The following is a 20229-nucleotide window of genomic DNA, read 5'->3' on the forward strand; positions in this document are numbered from 1 at the left end:
CTAAATATACTCGGAAATATCCTCTTGACAATCATCAGCTAAGTATGATAGAGCGCGGAAGCGTAAACCGACTAATTGCTCGTAGAGAGGATTTAACTTGCACAGGGGCGGAATATGCACTAATTTATGACCAAACAGCACGATATCGCGTTCAAAAGGACATTGAGGTGGGACCATTTTGCAGATAAACCGGGCCAAACGCGGATCGTGCATTTCTACCCCATCTAACCAGTCTTTGAGGGGATGCAGCAGATCCGGGTGGGGATGTTCGGCACTGATAAACTCGGATTTATTCGCTTCTGTGGTAATTTCGGGAATTTCACAGATAGTATGTTCTAAAGCTGACAGGGCCTCGATTTCTAACCCGAAAGCATCCCGATAACTACGCAGTAATGCCGCTTCTGCGGGGGAATAAATGCCATCGGCGATCGCTACCATGACCGCCGTGCGGAGGAAGTTTTCTGATATTTTGGGGTCATGACCGAAACTTGCGGCCAATTCTTCGGGACTAATCGACTGATAGAGAACGTGGTTGTCATCTAATTCTAATTCGTGAGCGAAACGGGCGATCGATTCCTGTTCGCTGGTGCTATAATCCCCATCAGACCAGGCAATTGTCAGTAATCCCCGTAACCAGTCCCTAACTTGTTCGTTAGTGTAGCGGTATTGAACAGAGCTAACCATAGGTATGTATGTATTGCTAAAACTGATTTCTAGTTTCTCAATTCCATTCTACCGATCGCTTCTGGATTCTAGTGGCTCCTGTTCACATCATGTAACTATAGCCAATAACCCCATGGTCAACTAGGAAGTTTTCGGTTTTCAGCGGGCATAATCGGGCAATTTTCGCCTCCAGGAGCAGGGGTAAGGGTTGCTGCTTCTTGCTCCTTCCCCACCCGCATCAGTCCTGATAAAAAGGCGGATTGCTGGGATTAACGGCCAATCCCCAGGTAACGGAAACCGGCTGCTGTCACCACCGCAGGATCGAGGAAATTGCGACCATCAATTAACACGGGTTCGCGCATGGTTTTAACCATTTTGCCGTAGTCGAGACGGAGGAATTCTTGCCATTCCGTCACCACCACCAAAGCGTCACAACCATCGGCCAATCTTTCTGGATCTGATTCGATAATCACACCGGTTAAACCGTGACTTAAACCACTTTGGGAAACGATCGGATCGTATGCTTTTACCTTAGCACCTAAACGATTTAACTGTTCGATCATAGTTAAAGCCGGAGCATCGCGCATATCATCGGTATCGGGTTTAAAAGTTAATCCCAACAAACCGACGGTTTTACCCTTGAGGATTTTTAATTCCTGTTGCAGTTTTTCGATCGCGATTGTCCGTTGACGTTTGTTAACATTGATAGCGGCGTTAAGTAATTCCGTTTCGTAACCGTAGTCTTCCGCGGTATGTACCAAAGCCGACACATCTTTGGGGAAACAGGACCCCCCCCAACCGATCCCGGCCGAGAGGAACTTGCTACCGATACGGGAATCTAAACCGATACCTTTAGCCACTTGGGTGACATCGGCCCCGACGCGATCGCAGATGTTAGCTACTTCGTTAATAAAGCTAATTTTGGTGGCTAGGAAGGCATTAGCGGCGTATTTAATCATTTCTGCCGAACTGAGATCCGTGACCACTACGGGAACGGGAGGCAAGGAGGGATCTTCAGAGAATTGACGTTCAACCAAAGGCGCATACAATTCCTTCATCATTTCGATGGCTTTCGGGTTATTACTACCTAAAACAATGCGATCGGGGTTAAAAGTATCATAAACCGCCGAACCTTCCCGTAAAAATTCGGGATTGCTGACCACATCGAAATCCGCTTCGATGCGTTCTAGTGTACTAATACCGCCACCAGCGGCCACGAGATTTTTTTGTCTCTCGGCCACGCCATCGAGGACGATCATCCGTACCCAATCGCCGGAACCGATGGGAACGGTAGATTTATTGACGATTACTTTATAACCACCGTTGAGATGGGCCCCAATACCCCGGGCCACCGCTTCCACATAACGGGTGTCACTTTCTCCGTTGGGTAGTGCGGGTGTACCAACAGCGATAAAGAGGATTTCGCCGTGTTTAACTCCCGCTTCTAGGTCCGTGGAAAATTCCAGATTGCCGGAGGCTGCCGAAGACTGCATTAATTCCGATAACCCCGGTTCATAGATGGGAGATTGTCCCGATTTCATTAATTTGACTTTTTCTTCATTGTTGTCAATACAGATAACATGATGGCCGATATGTGCTAGACAAACCCCCGTGACTAAACCCACATAACCCGTTCCGATAACACAAACACGCATGATAATTACTCCGATGACAATTAAGTTAAATTTATTGATTAGGGATTAGCTGAGACGAGAACGGAAATCCTCGATCGTCATTTTTAAACCCTGGTGTAGAGGAATAGTGGGACTCCAATCCAAATAGGTTTTAGCACGGGTGATATCCGGTTGTCGCTGCTTGGGATCATCTTCTGGCAGTGGTTTATAGACCAATTCGGCCTCGGGATTAATCATGCCTTGGATCACTTGCGCTAATTCCAAAATTGTGTATTCGTCGGGATTGCCGAGATTAACCGGCCCGATAAAGTCTCCATTCATCAAACGCATTAACCCTTCCACCAGGTCAGAAACATAGCAAAAACTGCGGGTTTGGGAACCTTGACCATAAACCGTTAGGGGTTCACCGCGCAAAGCTTGCACCACGAAATTACTCACCACTCGACCATCGTTTTCCAACATTCGCGGGCCGTAGGTGTTGAAAATCCGGGCCACCCGGATATCGACTTTATGCTCCCGATAATACTCAAAAGCCAGGGTTTCCGCCACCCGTTTACCCTCGTCATAACAGGAACGCGGTCCGATGCAGTTGACATTACCTCGATATTCTTCCGTTTGCGGATGCACATCGGGATCACCATAGACTTCTGAGGTAGAAGCGAGCAAAAATCGCGCTTTTACCCTTTTAGCTAGGCCCAGCATATACATAGTCCCTAAAACATTGGTTTTAATCGTTTTGACGGGATTATATTGATAGTGGATCGGGGAAGCAGGACAGGCCAGGTGATAGATCTGATCCACCTCTAAACGGATCGGCTCGGTGATATCGTGACGAATTAGCTCAAAATAAGGATTTCCTAGCCATTTAACGATATTTCGGCGCACCCCCGTGTAGAAGTTATCCAGACAGATCACTTCATGACCCTGTTCCATCAAGCGATCGATTAGATGGGAACCAATAAAACCCGCACCGCCTGTAACTAGGATTCTCATGTAATCGCAAAGCACACATATAAAATTATTCTTAAAATACCCTTACGCTGGCTTTTTGGCAAATATTTTTTTGACGAGGTGTTATCAGCGATCGCCGATGCTAGGCTAATGGCTGGGTAATCCTTAAAAAATGTAACAATTTTCGTAGTCATCCCTACAGAGTTCTATATCGTCCAATCTTGTAGGCGTAAATTAGGGATTTGAGAGAAATCACGATAATTGCGTGTTACTAAAATACTGTTTTCTGATAAACTAATCGCTGCAATTCTTAAATCTTGTGTTCCTATACGAATTTTTTGCTCCCGTAATTCTCTGAAATGATAATGAGCTTCTAAAGTATAGTTCAAAATTTTAAATTTGCTCAGATAATTAACTATATCTCTCAAACCTTGATAGCCTTTGATTAACTTTTCATATTGATTGCTTTGAGAGTATTTTCTGATCACGCTGAACCATCCTCTTACTTGTTCTTCTAAAGTAATAATTGTTATAGCCGTATCATCAGGATCGATAGACGCTACTCTCCGAACTAAGTTCGGATGTAGTTTTTGCAGTAGGGTTATATGATCGGTATCTAATATATATTGAGTCACGGTGTTTCAACTTGTTGACTGTCTTCTTGGTCAACTTTTTGACGATAGGTTTCCATACTCTCTATGACTTCATCTAAGAGGGGATTATAGGTTAGTGTAACTGGTATATTGAGCAGTGGATGCTCTTGTTGTTGTTTTTTCTGCGCTAATTTTTCAAATAATTGGTTTTGTTCTTCTAAAGAAAGTTTATCGATAGATTCTATAATCTGGCTAAGAGAAAGATGAGGAGTCATAAATTACAAGCCTTTTTGACTAGATATTGATGCTAGTGTAGCATAATTCCCTTCGCTAACAGCTTTAAAACAGATCCTACAGTAATCCGCATTTTTCTGATAGTTCCCTAGTGGTACAAACAGGATGCCTGTAAATGACATTGATGCAATTGGTAGCACAGGCATCCGCCGCCTGTAAAGAGATAGAAAGATTTAAGGTTAGAACAAGGCCAGCATCTGTTATAGTTTAATACAGAAGAAACTCCCTTGTCAAATTTAGGCAAATTCGGGCAAAATAGGGGATGTAAATTTTATACACTATTTAGTATTATTTTGATAGGACTAAAGAGGCTAGATTATGACCAGTGCCGAGCAAAATAAGCTATTTATCCTGATCGATGGGCATTCTTTGGCTTTTCGTGCCTATTATGCCTTTGCTAAGTCTCGTTCGGGACCTCTGCGTACTTCTAGCGGCATTCCCACCAGTGTTTGTTTTGGGTTTTTAAATTCTCTGCTGCAGTTACTAGAAACTCAAAAACCCACTTATTTAGCAGTGGCTTTTGATTTAGCAGTCCCTTCTTTTCGCCATGAAGCTGATGTCAATTATAAGGCGAATCGGCAAGAAACTCCCGAAGAATTTCGCCCCGATTTAACTAATCTGCAAAGTCTCTTGGCAGCGATGAATATTCCTATTGTGACTTCTCCGGGTTACGAAGCAGATGATGTTTTAGGAACTTTGGCAAAACAAGCCGGCGATAATGGTTATACTGTTAAGATTTTAACAGGCGATCGAGATTTATTCCAATTGGTAGATGAGGAGAAAAAAACCACGGTTCTCTATCTGGATATTAATGCGGTCAAAAGTACCTCTGGCCAGGGTTATACAGAATTTAATTCCCAAGCTGTCACGGAAAAGTTAGGGGTGACACCAAAACAGGTAGTAGATTTTAAAGCTCTTTGCGGTGACAAGTCTGATAATATCCCCGGGGTGCGCGGAATTGGCGAAAAAACAGCGATAGATTTATTAAAAAAATACGATAACTTAGAGGATATATATACCAATCTGGAATCGATTAAGGGAATGGTAAAAACTAAATTATTAGAGGGTAAAACCGCTGCCGAAAGTTCTCGCTATTTGGCCAAAATTGCCCTTGATGCCCCCGTTAGCCTCGAAGAGGAGAAATTTCGCCTCCGAGGTTTTGATCGGCGTTTAGTTAAAGCTTTATTGGAAAGATTAGAATTAAAGAAAATTCTCCAGAAACTCGATCAAATTCAACAGCATCTAGGTGGCACTACTACCCTAGAATTAACTAGCGATGCTGATTCTAATCAATTGTCTCTGTTTGATTTACCCCCTATTTCTCCACCAGTTCTAATTGCTCCCGACATTATTGATACTATTCCTAAGTTAGATGCTTTACTGGCAAAATTAACAACTTTCACTAATCCACATTTTCCCGTCGCTTGGGACACCGAAACCACGGATTTAAATCCTCGTGTAGCCAAATTAGTCGGCATCGGTTGCTGTTGGGGAAAAGAATTAAATTCTCTGGCCTATATTCCCATCGGCCACCAGAGCGGTGATAATTTAAATCTAGAGATAGTTCTCGAAAAATTACGCCCAATTTTAGCCAGTGATAATTATCCGAAAGTCTTCCAGAATGCGAAATTTGATATTGATGTTTTTTATCATCAAGGAATTACCGTTAAAGGTCTATTTTTTGATACTATGGTGGCTAGTTATGTCCTCCATCCCGAACTAACTCATAATCTCGAAGATTTATGCGATCGCTATTTAGACGGTATCACTTCCCTTAGTTATAAAAGTCTCGGTATTCCTGCGGGAAAAACCATCGCTGATTTAGATATTGCCACTACTGCTACCTACTGCGGATTAGATGCCTACGCTACCTATTTACTTCAAGAAAAATTACAGGCAGAATTAACTAAAATCACCCCTTTGTATCAATTATTCTCAGAGGTAGAATCTCCCTTAGTCATGGTGCTGTGGCAGATGGAAAATTATGGTATAAAAATTAATATCAATTATCTAAAAAACTTGTCCCAGCAGCTAGAAAGAGACTTAGCAGAAATAGAAAAAAAAGCTTATGAATCCATCGGAGAAACCTTTAATCTTAGCTCTCCTAAACAGTTAAGTGAAATCCTCTTTGATCGATTGGCACTCAATCGCAAAAAATCCAGAAAAACTAAAACAGGTTACTCCACCGATCAAAGTGTTTTAGAGAAACTACAAGGAGATCATCCCTTAGTTGATTATATCCTTGAACATCGCACCTTATCCAAATTAAAATCCACCTATGTGGATGCTTTACCGAAATTAGCCGAACCAAAAACCGCACGAGTACATACAGATTTTAATCAAACCATCACCAGCACCGGACGCTTATCATCCTCCAATCCTAACCTACAAAATATCCCCATTCGCAGTGAATTTTCCAGGCGAATTCGTCAAGCTTTTATCCCCGAAGATGGTTACTTATTGGTGTCAGCAGACTACTCACAAATCGAGTTAAGAATTCTCGCTCATCTCAGTCAAGAACCAGTTTTATTAGAAGCTTATCGTAGTAACCAAGATGTTCATAAAGTCACCGCTCAATTGCTCTTTGATAAAAAGGAAATTACCCCCGAAGAACGCAGTTTAGGAAAAACAATTAACTTCGGGGTTATTTATGGCATGGGAGCGCAAAAATTCGCCCGTGAATCGAAATTAACCGTAGAACAGGGCAGAAAATTTATTGAAAAATATCATCAACGTTATGCCCAAGTATTTGAGTATTTAGAGAATAGCAAAAAACAAGCAATTGCTCAGGGATATGTGGAAACAATTTTGGGCAGAAGACGTTATTTTAACTTCGATAATCCCCTCTTAAAAAGACTGCGGGGACTGTCCTTACATGACATCGATTTAGATAGCCTCAAACTCAACAACGAGGAAGCACAATTATTAAGATCGGCTGCTAATGCGCCCATTCAGGGTTCCAGTGCTGATATTATTAAAGTAGCGATGGTAAAATTGGCCGAGGTACTGCAAAATTATCGAGCGAGATTACTGCTGCAAGTCCATGATGAATTAGTCTTGGAAGTACCGAGGGAAGAATGGCCATCCCTAGAGTCAAAAATCAAGACGACTATGGAAGAAGCTGTCTCCTTGACGATCCCTCTCTTGGTAGAAATTAAAGCCGGTGACAATTGGATGGAAACCAAATAAAACTATGATCGAAAACAGACAATTTTTAACCCCAGAAGAATCCGCAGATGTGGACGCTGCCCTCTTGACTTCTCCCGAAAAATTCCTGACTCGTTTAACGATTTCTTCCCTACGCTTACTAAAAATAATCGCCGAAGATACGGGAGTAACCCTAGAAGAACTAACCCATAAACAGGTCATTCAATGGCTAGAAAAAGATAGTCAACTGCGTCGGGAACAGGGGATCGAAGCGGCAGTGCTGAAATGGTAAATAAACTCTTAAAAAATTAGCTACCCCTGACAATTTATGCTAGTTTTTAGCTATGAAGTTACTGGAGTTACAACAATGACAATTACCCTAAAAGTGCCTAGTATTGCCTGTGAAGGTTGCGCTAATACCATTACTAAAGCGATTAACAATCAGCAACCGGCAGCCCAAATATCGGTGGATGTAGCCAATAAAATCGTCACGGTAGAAACCACCGCATCCCGCGCAGAAATTGCCCAATGGATCAGCGAAGTCGGCCATACTGTTGAGTCTGGAAGTGAGGGTTGACATCCTCCCCCGTTAAAAATAGACCTCTGGTAAAAATCAACAATTGTCGTGATTATTGTTGAATGTCATCTCGAATACTGCTCGACTGACACCTTCTACAAAGCTAAGTGCTTTATTTGCTGTGTCAATCATGTGTTCAACATACACTTGATTATCTTTCTGCGACATAACACACCTCTGCTGTTGCTAAAACACGCTCACGAATACGATGATTAAGAGATTTGACGGTAACGAGATCAATAGTACGTCCATCAAATAATTGAGATAATTCTTCTTGAATTTGATGAAGTTTGAAAAAACTGGGAGTAAAACCAAGTTCAAACTCAACGAGCATATCAATATCACTATCTGCGGTGAAATCATCTCGTAAAACTGAACCAAATAAGGAAAGTTTATGAATATGCCAATGTTGACAAAGTTGTGAGAGTTTTTCTTGAGGAATTTTCATATTTTTGTGTTGATCAGATTAGGTTTACTCCCAAGCTTTCTAGTTGTTGGTTTATCCAAGCGGTTGCCGTTTATTCCTCGGTTTCTATCGCTTTTTCTACTCCTATTTTAGCAATTTCTAAGAGTTGTTTGGATTTTGCTTTTAAAGCACTCTTAGAGTAAGGGTGCGATCGCTTTTAAAAGTTCTGTTAATTTATTTTCAACTATGTCCCATACCACATCCAAATCAAGCTGATCGTATTTATGAACAATGACATCTCGCATTCCAGCCATTTCTCGCCAAGGAATTTCTGGATGTTGTTGACGGAAGATTACAGAAAGACGTTTAGTCGCTTCACCAATAATGGTAATTTGGTAGAGGATGGCAGACAATTTTTCATCATTGTTTTCCAATTCTGATTTACCGATACCATCGGTATAGCGCAAAATACGTCTAATAGAATTTACAATGTCGATTAGAGATTCTTGATCACGAGGCATATATAATCTGTGCTGATTCTAAAATGTTTTTACATCTTAGCCAGTTATCACTCCGTTTGAGTGCTGCTTTCACAATTAAATCTACTTTTCGATCAAAAATTGCTTGCAGTTCATCGCGCATTTGTAGGGTTTCGGTTAAACCTCGTTTAGCAGTTGGGGAAAAGGTAATTAAAATATCAATATCGCTATCTGAACGGAAATCTTCGCGTAAAACTGAACCAAATAATGCCAATTCGGTGACTTGCCACTTTTGACAAAATGCTTTAATTTGTTCCATTGGTAGATTTATTTTTGTGTTCATCAGATTAGTTTTACTCCCAAGCTTTCTAGTTTTTGGTTTATCCAAGCGGTTGCCGTTTCTTCATCGGTTTCTGTTGAATTTCCGTCTATTGACATGGTTTTCAAGTGCTTGAATAAAGATTTAATAGGGGAGCATTCTAACTTGAAAAGTTCACCAATTTCGCTCTAATAAATGTTCCTTTACAGCGTTTCTTCGATAGATGAGGTACGTTCTTGCGACTGAAATCCTTATTTACAAGTGTGAGTTGCTGATAGTTTTACATGACAGGTTCGGAAGAACCTATTTTATATATTTATTGCGTATTGTTAAGAAGCGTGTGAGATTGCCCTGGTCATGAGAAAATTTTTCTTTACACCTATCCCATCCTTAAATTATAAGTAAGAAAAAACATTTTTGGAGGACAATTGCAATGATCAACCCATCAAAAAAACTTATCCATTGTGGGGGGGGAGATAAAAACAACCTATCGTTTCTCTCTCGTGAAAAACTTGTTCTAGGGAGCGCGATTATCGGCGGTATTTTCTGCCTAGCTACAACCGCATCGGCGGCTACCTTCGAGACTACACCTTTTCAAATCCTGACGGTAAATTCCGAAACCCCAGCTGCGATTAATAAAGTTTTTTCTAGCATCCTTGTTAGTGGAGTTCTCTACAAGGCCGAGGTGTCTGGAGTGTTTACACCCGACTTCGCCTTCGGTCAGAGAGGCGAATTTTGGGATGTGGACGCTCGCTTCGTAAGCCGAGATAATTTCGCAACTGTTAACGATACTGATCCGAATTTCTTTGATTTCGATTTTGGTTTGTTCTCGACAGCTTTAGGCGGCGATGACGATGATTTCTGGGGAACTTATCAAGCTTCTGGCGTTTATTCCTACGAGTTTTTCGGTACGGGAAGTGCTATAGATTTCTACGTGAATGATATAGGCGCAGCCAGTGGCTTTGACAACCAGGGGACTTTTACGGTAAGACTCTTTCGCGAAGCGGTGGGTACACCGGAGCCATCTGGAGCGATCGGTTTAAGCCTATTAGGACTTGGTTTCGTCGCCGCTCGCTGGAAGCGGAAGTAACGAACCAAAGGACGGATTAGTATTATTCAATCCATCTCGGCTCGACTTAAGCGATCGCACTAGGACACTCGATCGATCTGCACATATACTAACCCATCCCGCACCTGCACCGGGTACGCTGGCAAAGGCAGATCGGCAACGGTCAAACATTCCCCCGTATCGAGACGGTACTGAAAATGATGGTGAGAACAAGTAGGGATATTATGGGTAAACGTTCCTGTAACCAGGGTTTGACTAATTCGTGATAGCGGAGAAGTCCGTAGATCACTTCGTCAGTCAGGGTGCTTTTTAAGGCAGGTAGGGCTTGACGATTTGAAATGACAGATTAACCTCGTTAGCGCCTCGCGATGGGGGGATTCGATCACTCTTTTGATTCCGATCGCCACTAACTGATGATGATCTTCCCAAGTTGAGAGATGCAGCCATGCTCGCTCCTTAGCAACGACTGATTAGCTCAATACCAATTAGCAAAGCGTGCAAGTCAGCCATAATCGTTTACTCTCCTAAATTGGCAACTTCAAAAAGTTCGTGGACGGTGCAAAAACTCTGATTGTATCTAGGTTTTACTTTTTCCTTGTTACTTTTTCCTTTTTACTTGGCATCAATTGTCCGTGACTCAATATCTGTAATAATCTAATAAAGCCCTTGTAAACCTTCTTTAAGCTCTGGGTTTTCGTCTTGATCGAGATGCACAAAATCGCCCTTAGATGAGAATTAGTTTACAAAAATTTACATTTGGAGATAAGGAGCAATGAGTCAAGTTTCCGGTACAGATGTTCCCGATTTGGGTCGTCGTCAATTTATGAACCTGTTGACCTTTGGTACAATTACCGGAGTAGCGGCGGGGGCTTTGTATCCGATTGTTAAGTATTTTATTCCCCCCTCGGCCGGTGGTACAGGTGGCGGTGTCACCGCTAAAGATGCCCTAGGCAATGATGTGATTGTCAGTCAATTTCTGACCAGCCATAACGCTGGCGATCGCACCTTAGCCCAAGGCTTAAAAGGCGACCCCACCTATTTAGTCGTCCAAGAGGACAAAACCCTGGCCAACTACGGAATTAACGCCGTCTGTACCCACTTAGGTTGTGTGGTGCCTTGGAATGCCAGCGAAGAAAAATTCATGTGTCCTTGCCACGGTTCCCAGTACAATGCCGAAGGAAAAGTAGTTCGCGGTCCAGCGCCTCTATCCTTAGCCCTCGCCCATGCCAACGTCACCGATAATGATAAAGTCGTCTTCTCCACTTGGACGGAAACCGACTTCCGCACCGGCGAAGAACCCTGGTGGTCCTAGATTATTCAATGTGACGAGATTTGGAATTATTCAACCGATAGAGATGAGAACATTCAACTTTTTAAGCTTCCCGCAAGTCCACAGACAGGCCCTAGTGAAAGCTGTCCTCGTGGCGATCGCTACCGTTTCCCTACTCCTAACCAGCGATGTCATTAACCCCCAATCTGCCCAAGCATATCCTTTTTGGGCGCAACAAACCGCCCCGGAAACCCCCAGAGAAGCAACCGGTCGGATTGTCTGCGCGAACTGCCATTTAGCCCAAAAACCCGCCGAAATTGAAATCCCCCACTCGGTATTACCCGATAGCGTCTTTGAAGCAGTGGTAAAAATCCCCTACGATCCCGCCAGTCAACAGGTGTTAGGAGACGGATCGAAGGGGGGTTTAAACGTCGGTGCAGTCTTAATGCTACCGGATGGTTTTAAAATCGCGCCCCCCGATCGCATTCCCGAAGAAATGCAGGAAAAACTCGGTGGAGTCTATTTCCAATCCTACAAAGAAGGTCAAGATAACGTGGTTATCGTCGGCCCCTTACCCGGGGATCAATACAAAGAAATCGTTTTCCCCGTCCTGGCCCCCGATCCTAGCCAAAATAAAGGTATTCACTTCGGTAAATATGCTGTGCATTTAGGGGCCAATCGTGGTCGCGGTCAAGTGTACCCCACCGGTGAACCGAGCAATAATAACGCTTTCAAAGCTTCTACCGCAGGTACAATTAGCCAGATCAGCAAAACCGAAGCCGGTGGTTATGAAGTCACCATCACTTCTGAAGCTGGCCCCGTGGTGGAAAATATTCCCGCAGGTCCTGAGTTAATCGTCTCGGAAGGTCAAGCCATCGAAGTGGGACAATTTTTAACCAGTAACCCCAATGTTGGCGGTTTTGGTCAAAAAGAGACGGAAGTTGTCCTACAAAATCCCGGCCGGATCAAAGGATTGGTTTTATTCCTCGGTGGTATTATGCTCTGCCAAATCCTCTTAGTTATTAAGAAAAAACAAGTGGAAACAGTACAAGCGGCCGAAATGAATTTCTAATCGTAATATTTCGGTTATTTTTGCTAGAAAGCGGGTTATTTGCCCGCTTTTTAGCTTTGGGTCGGGAAAACGCTCACCCCTCGCTGCCGTCTGATACAATCGGTTCAACTTAACCGATAAGTGTCAATTTTTTATGAATCAGTCGCTTGTTCCAGTCATTCTCGCCGGTGGTAAAGGGGAACGTTTTTGGCCCCTCAGTCGTCTAGCGCGTCCGAAACAGTTTCTCTGTCTTGATGGTAGTGGTCGCAGTCTTTTACAAGCAACGGCCGATCGTCTATTATCTTTAGGGGCAGGTTGGGAAAATCTCTGGGTAATTACCGCTAGTGCGATCGCTGATGGTGTCCGCGAACAACTGCCCGATTTACCGGAGAGTAACCTATTAGTGGAACCGGTGGGCAAGGATACGGCCCCGGCTGTGACTTGGGCTACTTTAGAAGTGATAAAACGTTATGGTAAGGAAGTGGCGATCGGTTTTTTTCCTGCCGATCATTATATTGGTGATCAAGAGGCTTATATTAACACTTTAAAAGCGGCCGTAGAAGTGGCCGTCAGCCAAAAAGCGATCGTTACTTTAGGGATTAAACCCGATTATCCCTCCACCGGTTACGGTTATATCGAACAGGGAGAAAATCAAGGCGAATTTAATGGTTTACCCGTCTATAAAGTGAGTCGTTTTACGGAAAAACCCGATCGCACCACGGCCGAAAAATTCCTAGAAACGGGACTTTTTAGCTGGAATAGCGGAATGTTTATCTTTCAGGGACAAGTGGTTTTAGAGGAGCTAAAAACCCACGCTAATAATATTTTACAACCTCTGATCGATCGGGGCATCGCTGCCTATGAGGATTTAGAGAAAAAAAGTATCGATTATGCTTTGATGGAAAAAACCCAACTCGCTTACGTTTTACCCGCTAATTTTGGTTGGGATGATCTGGGAGATTGGAATTCTCTGGAAAGATTACTAGAAGCAAAGGGCAAAAATATTGAACTGGCCAATCATGTCGGTTTGGATACGGAAGGCTCTATTATCTATGCTAGTGATGAGGAGGAAGTGATCGTTACTATTGGTTTAAAAGATCTGGTAATTGTTCGCGACGGTAAAGCAACTCTCGTTGTCCACAAAGATCGTACCCAAGATATTAAACAAGTTCTCAAGCAATTACAAACTGATCCCAAATTAGAGAAATTGTTATAGGATTGATATTAGTTACCAGCTTTTTCAGTAATCAGTGATCAGTAAACAGTAATCAGTGAAAAGACAGTAGGAAACCTCTATTTAATACTGCTAACTTAAAACTCAAATCTGATCACTGATAACTTACCCACTGATAACTGATAACTGAAAGGGGTACATCTCATTTTTGTAAATCTACTAAGTTGGGATTTTTTAAGGGAAACTCTCTACTAAAATCGGGCGTTACTTTCGGTTTTATCGCTCAATCCAAGCTTTTGGGGGGTTCTACCCCCCAAACCCCCCGTCGGGGGACGAAGCGCCTCCCCCGAACCCCGGAGCGCATTAGTTTTTTTGTGGGATGCTTACACGCAGCTGCTGATATATCTGTAATAATTTAAGAGTCACTGATAATTGCTGATTATCGGTATTTCTGCAAATGTGGGATGCAGCCATCGATAAGTACCTAACTTACCCACTGATAAACTGATAACTAATAACTGATAACTGATAACTAATAACTAATAACTGATAACTGATAACTGATAACTGATAACTGATAACTGATAACTGATAACTGATAACTGATCACTGATAACTGATAATACCGTGTTCTCACTCCCCCAAACCAGTCAAAGACAAAAAGAAATCCTTGAGATAGTTCTCGGCAACGGTTGGGACTATATGCGCGGGGTTTTAACCCTAGGAAAAACAGAAAATCCCCAGATTCCCACCCCAGAAGTTCTCAAAAAAATCCTCGTGGAATTGGGGCCTTTTTATGTCAAATTGGGACAGTTACTTAGTACCCGTCCCGATCTGCTACCTGCTAATTATATCGAGGCTTTAACTGCCCTACAAGCGCAAGTTCCTCCCGTTGCTTGGACAGATATAGAAATAGTCATCACCGAACAGTTAGCAAAACCGATCGAACAGGTATTTAAATATATTAATCCCCAACCGATCGCCGCAGGCTCGATCGGGCAAATTCATCGGGCAACTTTATTATCTGGGGAGGAAGTAGCGATTAAAGTCTTGCGTCCGGGGATTGAAAAAATTGTCGCCCAAGATAGTGCCTTAATTAAGGGAATTGCTGATTTAGTTGCCCTCACAGAATTTGGTCAAAGTTACGACGTTGTTAACTTAGCAGAGGAGTTTATTAAAGCAGTCAATGCGGAATTAGATTTCACCCAAGAAGGTCATTATACCGACCAATTGCGCTATAATTTAACCCAGAGTCGGTGGTCAGAACCCAAACAGTTAGTTATTCCTAAAATTTATTGGGACTTAACTAATTCCAAGATATTAGTGTTAGAATGGTTAGAGGGAAAACAAATTTTAGAGGCCGATGTTTCTAGACCGCCAACTGAGCAAGCAATTTCCCAAAGAAAAAGCGAAATAACTAGGATTTTGTTTCGGTCATTTTTTCAACAAATTTATATTGATGGCTTCTTTCATGCCGATCCTCATCCGGGTAATATTTTCTATCTTGACGATGGTAGAGTAGCTTTAATTGACTGTGGTATGGTGGGCAGATTAGACCCGCAAACTCAACAAATTTTAACAGAATTGTTATTAGCAATTGTTGACTTAGATGCGAAAAGATGCAGTCAGCTAACTATTAAACTATCCGAGTCAGTAGTCCCGATTACTTTAGTACAATTAGAGGTGGATTATGAGCGGATGCTGCGAAAATATTATAACCTCAATTTAAATCAAATTAACTTTAGTGAGGTGGTTTATGAACTTTTGCAAATTGCCCGTCGCAATAGAATTAAACTTCCGGGTAATTTAGGTTTATTCGCCAAAAGTCTCGCTAATCTAGAAGGAACTGCCCGAAAATTTAATCCTGATATTAATATCCTGGAAGAAGTCAAACCGCTATTAACTAATATTCTCGAACAACAGTTAATCGGTAGCACTCCCCTACAAACTGCCCTAAGAACAGTTTTAGACTTGAAATCTTTTTCCCTGAAATATCCCCGTCAAATCGAAGTTTTACTAGATGGTTTAACCTCGGAAACTTTAAATGTTAATCTGAAAATTCGCGACTTAGATAATCTCCGTCGCAGTTTAGATAATTCCGCCAATCGACTAGCTTTTAGTGTGATTATTGGTTCCTTAATTATCGGGGCCGCCATTGTCACAGCCAGCACCCAATCTCGGCAATTAACTATTATTAGTACCGTATTATTTGCTACAGCTAGTTTTATCGGTTTATGGTTAGTTGTCGGTATCCTGCGATCGGGTAGATTGCGCTAGAAATTATGGCGATTAAATTAAGATTTGTTGTTGTAAAAATTTCGCCCACTGACTAGCCAATTCAACTTCAGTAAAGGGAATTTTTTCAGGCGATCGCTCCTTAAAAATAAATTCTAGGCAAGGGGAACCTTGGGGGGGAAGAGCATCTAAATCCACCACTTGATTATTAACTAGCAGACGGATTTCTTTGACCTCCTCTAGGGAAAAAGTTTGTAAATTAATCACTCCCTTACGAGTTGGCTTTCCCCAAGTGATAATTTTATCTTTTTGACCTAAGACAGAATATATATCATACTTAGCTCGATCGAAGTTTTCCGCCCATACTCGATAGATTTCCACTTTTTGGTATTCATTCCAACCACTCCAAGCCAACCAAATAAATAGAATTAATAAAGGTGTCCACAATAACCCGCGTTCCATAAACTATCGCCCCAAAATACCAGTCAATTAATCGTATTTTATGCTAAGTGGGTGGGTGGAATTAAATATAAGATGAACGTAGGTTGGGTTGAAGCATGAAACCCAACGCCCGCATGGGTTACGCTACCGCTAACCCATCCTACAAATAATTGTGCCTCCCTACTTAATTGGCAGCAAGGGATTATACTAGGGTTTGCGGCAAAAAGTTTTTCGGTGGTGGCAGGGTGTGGGGTGTGGGGTGTGGGGAAGGAAACCTCTTTCATCTGCGGTGGTGAAAATTTTTTCATCGGGACTGACTTGCTGATTCGGAAAAAAAGGGCAGACAAAAGCCCACCCTAGGATTAATAATTAGTCAATCAAACCTTAGACATCGTAGTAGAGAGAGAACTCGTAGGGGTGAGGACGTAAGCGCATCGGGTTAACTTCGTTATCGAGTTTGTAGGTGATCCAGTTTTGGATAAAGTCTTCGGTAAAAACACCAGAATCGGTCAAGAAAGCGTGATCTTTTTCGAGACTTTCCAGAGCTGCTTCTAGAGAACCGGGGGTAGAGGGTATTTTTGACAATTCTTCGGGGCTGAGTTCGTAGATATCCACATCGAGGGGTTCCCCTGGTTCAATTTGATTTTTAATCCCATCGATACCGGCACAGAGCATGGCGGCAAAAGCGAGGTAGGGGTTAGAAGTGGCATCAGGACAACGGAATTCTAAACGTTTGGCTTTTGGGTTGCTTCCCGATAAAGGAATCCGAATCGAAGCGGAGCGATTACCTTGGGAGTAGGCCAGGTTTACAGGGGCCTCAAAACCGGGGACGAGACGCTTGTAAGAGTTGGTGGTGGGGTTAGTTAAAGCTAAGAGAGCGGGAGCGTGTCTAAGCAAACCACCGATGTAGTACAGTGCCATTTGGCTAAGTCCGGCGTATTTATCCCCAGCGAACAGGGGTTGACCATCTTTCCAGATAGACTGGTGAACGTGCATCCCGGAACCATTATCACCAAAGATGGGTTTGGGCATAAAGGTGACGGTTTTACCGTATTTCTTGGCCACGTTCTTAATGCAGTATTTATAGGTCATCAAGTAGTCGGCAGCCCGTACTAGGGTAGAGAATTTAATCCCTAGCTCGTTTTGACCACCAGTGGCGACTTCATGGTGATGTTTTTCGATGGGAACTCCGCAGTCGGCCATGGTTAAGAGCATTTCCGTGCGGATATCTTGAGAGGTGTCGGTGGGACTAACGGGGAAATAACCCTGTTTGTAGGCGGGTTTATAGGCAAGATTTCCTTCTTTTTCGTCTTTACCGCTATTCCAACGACCTTCGACACTATCCATGTAGTAATAGCCCGAGTTGGCGGTTTGGTCGAAACGAGCGCTATCAAAGAGGAAAAATTCCGCTTCCGGTCCAAAATATACGGTATCACCTAAACCGGTAGTGCTAAGATAATCGATCGCTTTCTGAGCAATAGAGCGAGGATCGCGGCTATACCATTCACCGGTTCTCGGTTCTTTGATGCTACAGATCATACTTAGGGTAGGTTCCTTGTAGAAGGGATCGATCCAAGCAGTGGTAGGATCGGGAACCATGGCCATATCGGATTCGTTAATTGCTTTCCAACCGCGAATACTGGAACCATCGAAGGCAACACCATCACTGAAAGAGCTTTCATCGATTTGATCGTAGTAGAACGAGCAATGTTGCCAAATACCTGGCATATCAATAAATTTCAGGTCGATAATCTTAATATTGTTGTCCTGAATCATTTTCAAGACTTCTTGTGGCGTTTCGGGCATGGAAAACTCCTTTGACGTATGGATCAGTTCTTAAGCTTCTCAAAAAATCCATCCTAAACAGTCACTTTGGCCGGTTTTGTATTTTTCGATACAAAATCTTGAATCCTAGCTTGAAAAAATCTGTAATTTCCTTGGTCTGCCGCAAAAGCTAACTTGGCAGCAAATCCTGAAGCAGCGGAAGGAGATTTTGAGGACGATAATTGGGATCAGCCTTAAGTCGTTCGACCACACTACCATGAACGGCAACTTTTGCCGATTTTATCGGTCGCCATGCCTCGCCACCTAAAGCATACAAACCGGTCACTCTATTATCAAATTTAGTGGTTGGCTCTGGTTTAATCTGGAATTCCTCACCATACTTTTCAGTTAAATCAAACTCCAATCCTAACTTTTTAGCCTCGTCGATCATCCATTTTAAAGTACAATCCGATAGCCCCCGATATTTTTCGGTTCCCCCACCAATACAGCCATGTTCACCGGCAAAGAACACTTGTTGGACTACTTGTTCGGGATTTTTTTCATTTTTCTCCATGGCAGTGGAAGGAAAACTTTTGCGTTTCTCATCAATGGCAACTGCATGAAAGGCATTTTCCACAATCGGACTTAGTCTGGCATCGAAAAATTCATACTTCCGATTCCAGAGTTTATCCAAGGATAGCCAAGGCACCACATCAGGAACACCTAATGCTCCCACCGTATCCCAGCACCCTAACATTTTGATAGGTACACGATACTGTAAATAATCTTGTTCGGTATCTATCTTTTTGCTGTTATCTTGGCGGAATTTTTGATATTCTGGAGCATTTGGACTAATTTTAAAATTTCGATAAAGCTGATAAGCTTTAGGCAATTCGCGGATCTTGGAACGACTCAATAAACCACATTTATAGATCATACCTGCTAAACAACGAACTATATAGGCCCCCCGACTAAAGCCCACTAGGTAAATTTCGTCTTCAGCCTCTACATTATAATTCATACACAAAAAGCGATAGGCATCTTGAATAATTCTGTCAATTCCCCAGCCAAAGGCACCCCCGCCTAAACGTTCGATTAAATTATCATCTTCTGCCGTGCCAGATCCTGATATATAATGGACAATCTGTGGCGTTTGATCATCGGCGCTGTGTTTAACTAAGCGGGCAAATTTGACCACATTCGTAGGATAGGAACTTGCCAGTTGATTCCAAGTCCCATCACAGCAAACAACTAAACGTTTTTTCTTGCTTGTATGGGATGGTTTAGTAGGTTCGCTATTGTCGGCCCCAGATAATTGTGAATCTTTCCGGTCCTCTTTGTCGGTTGACTGGATTTGATCTCCTTTGTCGCTAGTTACAGATAGTTCGGGTTTTGCTGGAGTGGCGATTGAACCACCTACCTGACCTAATTCTACCGGTTGAGATAGTTGAGTTTGAATCGGCAGTTGCTCTTGCTGCCAAGTGGCACCATTAATTGTGCCTTTATTGTCATTACTTGTTTGATCTTTAGCGATATTTTCTGAACCTTCATTGAGAGGCCAATATGCTACTAATCCGGTTTCATTTCCTTTTAATCTCTGGTACATATCCCTTTGCAGCTCCGATTCCAGTCGGGCGGTATTCCACACCCTCACTTCCGTCATTTGACCTTCAAAGTAACCATCATTAGTCCAGTTACTCTTACCTATATAGTTTAGGGTTCGGTTTAGGTTATCTGGAAGGCTTAATTGTTTACTTTGGATTAATTGACCATTTTTATACAATTTGGCCATCCCCCACTGATCAATGGTAGCTCCTATATGAGTCCACTTACCAATTTCTAAGACATTTGCGGCTTCTAAGATGTGATGTCCATTGTTACAATACAGATGTAGTCCTAGGGCGTTAGATGTTCCCACATTTCCCAAAACAATGTTATTTTTCCCGGCTCCATTCCCGAAATCAATAATTCTTGACCAAAAGCGCCAACTCTGGTGCTGTACCCAAGCTTCTACGGTAAACCCCTGGGAATAGTCGGTATTGGCAGCGGGCAACTGTATATAATCATCTATTCCATCAAATGTCAGAACAGATTGGCCTGTAACTTCAGATTGTTGACTGCTATTCATCGAAAAATTGGGTCTGAAACCCCCTCCTTTTAGA

General features: G+C 42.6%; 21 protein-coding genes. 9 read left to right on the forward strand and 12 right to left on the reverse strand.

Annotated elements, in window-relative coordinates; all coding sequences use genetic code 11:
- From MICAI_RS20105 to MICAI_RS20125, 5 genes are all read right to left on the reverse strand, one after another.
- Positions 1 to 684: a Mo-dependent nitrogenase C-terminal domain-containing protein gene (locus tag MICAI_RS20105; protein WP_008206491.1), complete on the reverse strand. Its 684-nt coding sequence runs from the start codon at positions 682 to 684 to the stop codon at positions 1 to 3.
- Between the two features lie 248 nt (positions 685 to 932).
- The gene (locus MICAI_RS20110; protein ID WP_008206492.1) at positions 933 to 2318 is read right to left on the reverse strand and encodes a UDP-glucose dehydrogenase family protein; all 1386 of its coding nucleotides are present in this window, start codon (positions 2316 to 2318) and stop codon (positions 933 to 935) included.
- 45 nt (positions 2319 to 2363) lie between these two features.
- Complete coding sequence (locus MICAI_RS20115) at positions 2364 to 3290, reverse strand: UDP-glucuronic acid decarboxylase family protein (RefSeq protein ID WP_008206493.1); 927 nt, start codon at positions 3288 to 3290, stop codon at positions 2364 to 2366.
- 164 nt (positions 3291 to 3454) lie between these two features.
- Positions 3455 to 3883 (reverse strand): type II toxin-antitoxin system VapC family toxin, encoded by a 429-nt coding sequence (locus MICAI_RS20120; protein WP_002781451.1) that lies wholly within the window; start codon positions 3881 to 3883, stop codon positions 3455 to 3457.
- A complete protein-coding gene (locus MICAI_RS20125; protein WP_002781452.1) occupies positions 3880 to 4116 on the reverse strand; it encodes a hypothetical protein in 237 nt (78 codons plus the stop codon). The genes MICAI_RS20120 and MICAI_RS20125 overlap by 4 nt, the downstream gene beginning before the upstream one ends.
- Before the next feature lie 337 nt (positions 4117 to 4453).
- Here MICAI_RS20125 and polA point away from each other — a divergent pair, with 337 nt between their 5' ends.
- The 3 genes from polA to MICAI_RS20140 are packed head-to-tail and all read left to right on the forward strand — an operon-like array spanning position 4454 to position 7859.
- Positions 4454 to 7324 (forward strand): DNA polymerase I, encoded by a 2871-nt coding sequence (polA, locus tag MICAI_RS20130; RefSeq protein ID WP_008206494.1) that lies wholly within the window; start codon positions 4454 to 4456, stop codon positions 7322 to 7324.
- Positions 7325 to 7328: 4 nt separating this feature from the next.
- Positions 7329 to 7574: a hypothetical protein gene (locus MICAI_RS20135; protein ID WP_002746191.1), complete on the forward strand. Its 246-nt coding sequence runs from the start codon at positions 7329 to 7331 to the stop codon at positions 7572 to 7574.
- Between the two features lie 36 nt (positions 7575 to 7610).
- Positions 7611 to 7859 carry a heavy-metal-associated domain-containing protein gene (locus tag MICAI_RS20140; RefSeq protein WP_008206496.1) on the forward strand — a complete coding sequence of 83 codons (249 nt, stop codon included), beginning with the start codon at positions 7611 to 7613 and terminating at the stop codon, positions 7857 to 7859.
- Positions 7860 to 8010: 151 nt separating this feature from the next.
- Here the strand turns inward: MICAI_RS20140 and MICAI_RS20145 are convergent, their stop codons facing one another.
- The 3 genes from MICAI_RS20145 to MICAI_RS20155 all read right to left on the reverse strand — a co-directional run bounded on the left by MICAI_RS20145 (position 8011) and on the right by MICAI_RS20155 (position 9063).
- Positions 8011 to 8307: a nucleotidyltransferase family protein gene (locus MICAI_RS20145; RefSeq protein ID WP_008206499.1), complete on the reverse strand. Its 297-nt coding sequence runs from the start codon at positions 8305 to 8307 to the stop codon at positions 8011 to 8013.
- A 152-nt stretch (positions 8308 to 8459) separates the two neighbouring features.
- Positions 8460 to 8786, reverse strand: coding sequence for a HepT-like ribonuclease domain-containing protein (locus MICAI_RS20150; protein WP_008206501.1), 327 nt, complete (start codon positions 8784 to 8786; stop codon positions 8460 to 8462).
- Positions 8776 to 9063, reverse strand: coding sequence for a nucleotidyltransferase family protein (locus MICAI_RS20155; RefSeq protein WP_008206502.1), 288 nt, complete (start codon positions 9061 to 9063; stop codon positions 8776 to 8778). Before MICAI_RS20155 ends, MICAI_RS20150 begins: the two co-directional genes overlap by 11 nt.
- 433 nt (positions 9064 to 9496) lie before the next feature.
- Between MICAI_RS20155 and MICAI_RS20160 the strand changes: the two genes are divergently transcribed.
- Complete coding sequence (locus tag MICAI_RS20160; RefSeq protein WP_008206503.1) at positions 9497 to 10153, forward strand: PEP-CTERM sorting domain-containing protein; 657 nt, start codon at positions 9497 to 9499, stop codon at positions 10151 to 10153.
- Positions 10154 to 10212: 59 nt separating this feature from the next.
- Here the strand turns inward: MICAI_RS20160 and MICAI_RS27615 are convergent, their stop codons facing one another.
- On the reverse strand, positions 10213 to 10392 hold the full coding sequence (locus MICAI_RS27615) for a Rieske (2Fe-2S) protein (protein WP_106909155.1): 180 nt from the start codon (positions 10390 to 10392) through the stop codon (positions 10213 to 10215).
- 512 nt (positions 10393 to 10904) lie between these two features.
- Here MICAI_RS27615 and petC point away from each other — a divergent pair.
- The 5 genes from petC (at position 10905) to MICAI_RS20180 (ending at position 15904) form a co-directional block, all read left to right on the forward strand.
- Positions 10905 to 11444: a cytochrome b6-f complex iron-sulfur subunit gene (gene petC, locus MICAI_RS20165; protein WP_002781457.1), complete on the forward strand. Its 540-nt coding sequence runs from the start codon at positions 10905 to 10907 to the stop codon at positions 11442 to 11444.
- 43 nt (positions 11445 to 11487) lie between these two features.
- The gene (gene petA, locus MICAI_RS20170) at positions 11488 to 12474 is read left to right on the forward strand and encodes a cytochrome f (RefSeq protein ID WP_002754684.1); all 987 of its coding nucleotides are present in this window, start codon (positions 11488 to 11490) and stop codon (positions 12472 to 12474) included.
- A 133-nt stretch (positions 12475 to 12607) separates the two neighbouring features.
- Complete coding sequence (locus tag MICAI_RS20175; RefSeq protein WP_002781460.1) at positions 12608 to 13669, forward strand: mannose-1-phosphate guanylyltransferase; 1062 nt, start codon at positions 12608 to 12610, stop codon at positions 13667 to 13669.
- Positions 13670 to 13851: 182 nt separating this feature from the next.
- Positions 13852 to 14046, forward strand: a complete 195-nt coding sequence (locus MICAI_RS27395) for a hypothetical protein (protein WP_045360803.1) — start codon at positions 13852 to 13854, stop codon at positions 14044 to 14046.
- A gap of 208 nt (positions 14047 to 14254) precedes the next feature.
- Positions 14255 to 15904, forward strand: coding sequence for an ABC1 kinase family protein (locus MICAI_RS20180; protein ID WP_008206509.1), 1650 nt, complete (start codon positions 14255 to 14257; stop codon positions 15902 to 15904).
- A 12-nt stretch (positions 15905 to 15916) separates the two neighbouring features.
- On the opposite strand, the gene MICAI_RS20185 is transcribed toward MICAI_RS20180, so the two are convergent.
- The 3 genes from MICAI_RS20185 to MICAI_RS27400 all read right to left on the reverse strand — a co-directional run bounded on the left by MICAI_RS20185 (position 15917) and on the right by MICAI_RS27400 (position 20195).
- Positions 15917 to 16324 carry a hypothetical protein gene (locus MICAI_RS20185; protein ID WP_008206510.1) on the reverse strand — a complete coding sequence of 136 codons (408 nt, stop codon included), beginning with the start codon at positions 16322 to 16324 and terminating at the stop codon, positions 15917 to 15919.
- Between the two features lie 363 nt (positions 16325 to 16687).
- Positions 16688 to 18109 (reverse strand): type I glutamate--ammonia ligase, encoded by a 1422-nt coding sequence (gene glnA / locus MICAI_RS20190; protein WP_008206517.1) that lies wholly within the window; start codon positions 18107 to 18109, stop codon positions 16688 to 16690.
- A 148-nt stretch (positions 18110 to 18257) separates the two neighbouring features.
- Complete coding sequence (locus MICAI_RS27400) at positions 18258 to 20195, reverse strand: phospholipase effector Tle1 domain-containing protein (protein ID WP_008206519.1); 1938 nt, start codon at positions 20193 to 20195, stop codon at positions 18258 to 18260.
- Between the last annotated feature and the right edge of the window lie 34 nt (positions 20196 to 20229).

Origin of the sequence: Microcystis sp. T1-4 (assembly GCF_000297435.1) — a bacterium.
Taxonomy (GTDB): Bacteria; Cyanobacteriota; Cyanobacteriia; order Cyanobacteriales; family Microcystaceae; genus Microcystis.

Coding starts and splice junctions, on each gene's coding strand:
- petC (WP_002781457.1), top strand. CDS start 10,905: ATGAGTCAAGTTTCCGGTACAGATGTTCCCGATTTGGGTCGTCGTCAA.
- MICAI_RS20110 (WP_008206492.1), bottom strand. CDS start 2,318: ATGCGTGTTTGTGTTATCGGAACGGGTTATGTGGGTTTAGTCACGGGG.
- MICAI_RS27400 (WP_008206519.1), bottom strand. CDS start 20,195: ATGAATAGCAGTCAACAATCTGAAGTTACAGGCCAATCTGTTCTGACA.
- MICAI_RS20125 (WP_002781452.1), bottom strand. CDS start 4,116: ATGACTCCTCATCTTTCTCTTAGCCAGATTATAGAATCTATCGATAAA.
- MICAI_RS20175 (WP_002781460.1), top strand. CDS start 12,608: ATGAATCAGTCGCTTGTTCCAGTCATTCTCGCCGGTGGTAAAGGGGAA.
- MICAI_RS20140 (WP_008206496.1), top strand. CDS start 7,611: ATGCTAGTTTTTAGCTATGAAGTTACTGGAGTTACAACAATGACAATT.
- MICAI_RS20105 (WP_008206491.1), bottom strand. CDS start 684: ATGGTTAGCTCTGTTCAATACCGCTACACTAACGAACAAGTTAGGGAC.
- MICAI_RS20145 (WP_008206499.1), bottom strand. CDS start 8,307: ATGAAAATTCCTCAAGAAAAACTCTCACAACTTTGTCAACATTGGCAT.
- MICAI_RS20150 (WP_008206501.1), bottom strand. CDS start 8,786: ATGCCTCGTGATCAAGAATCTCTAATCGACATTGTAAATTCTATTAGA.
- glnA (WP_008206517.1), bottom strand. CDS start 18,109: ATGCCCGAAACGCCACAAGAAGTCTTGAAAATGATTCAGGACAACAAT.
- MICAI_RS20115 (WP_008206493.1), bottom strand. CDS start 3,290: ATGAGAATCCTAGTTACAGGCGGTGCGGGTTTTATTGGTTCCCATCTA.
- MICAI_RS20155 (WP_008206502.1), bottom strand. CDS start 9,063: ATGGAACAAATTAAAGCATTTTGTCAAAAGTGGCAAGTCACCGAATTG.
- petA (WP_002754684.1), top strand. CDS start 11,488: ATGAGAACATTCAACTTTTTAAGCTTCCCGCAAGTCCACAGACAGGCC.
- MICAI_RS20160 (WP_008206503.1), top strand. CDS start 9,497: ATGATCAACCCATCAAAAAAACTTATCCATTGTGGGGGGGGAGATAAA.
- MICAI_RS20185 (WP_008206510.1), bottom strand. CDS start 16,324: ATGGAACGCGGGTTATTGTGGACACCTTTATTAATTCTATTTATTTGG.
- polA (WP_008206494.1), top strand. CDS start 4,454: ATGACCAGTGCCGAGCAAAATAAGCTATTTATCCTGATCGATGGGCAT.
- MICAI_RS20135 (WP_002746191.1), top strand. CDS start 7,329: ATGATCGAAAACAGACAATTTTTAACCCCAGAAGAATCCGCAGATGTG.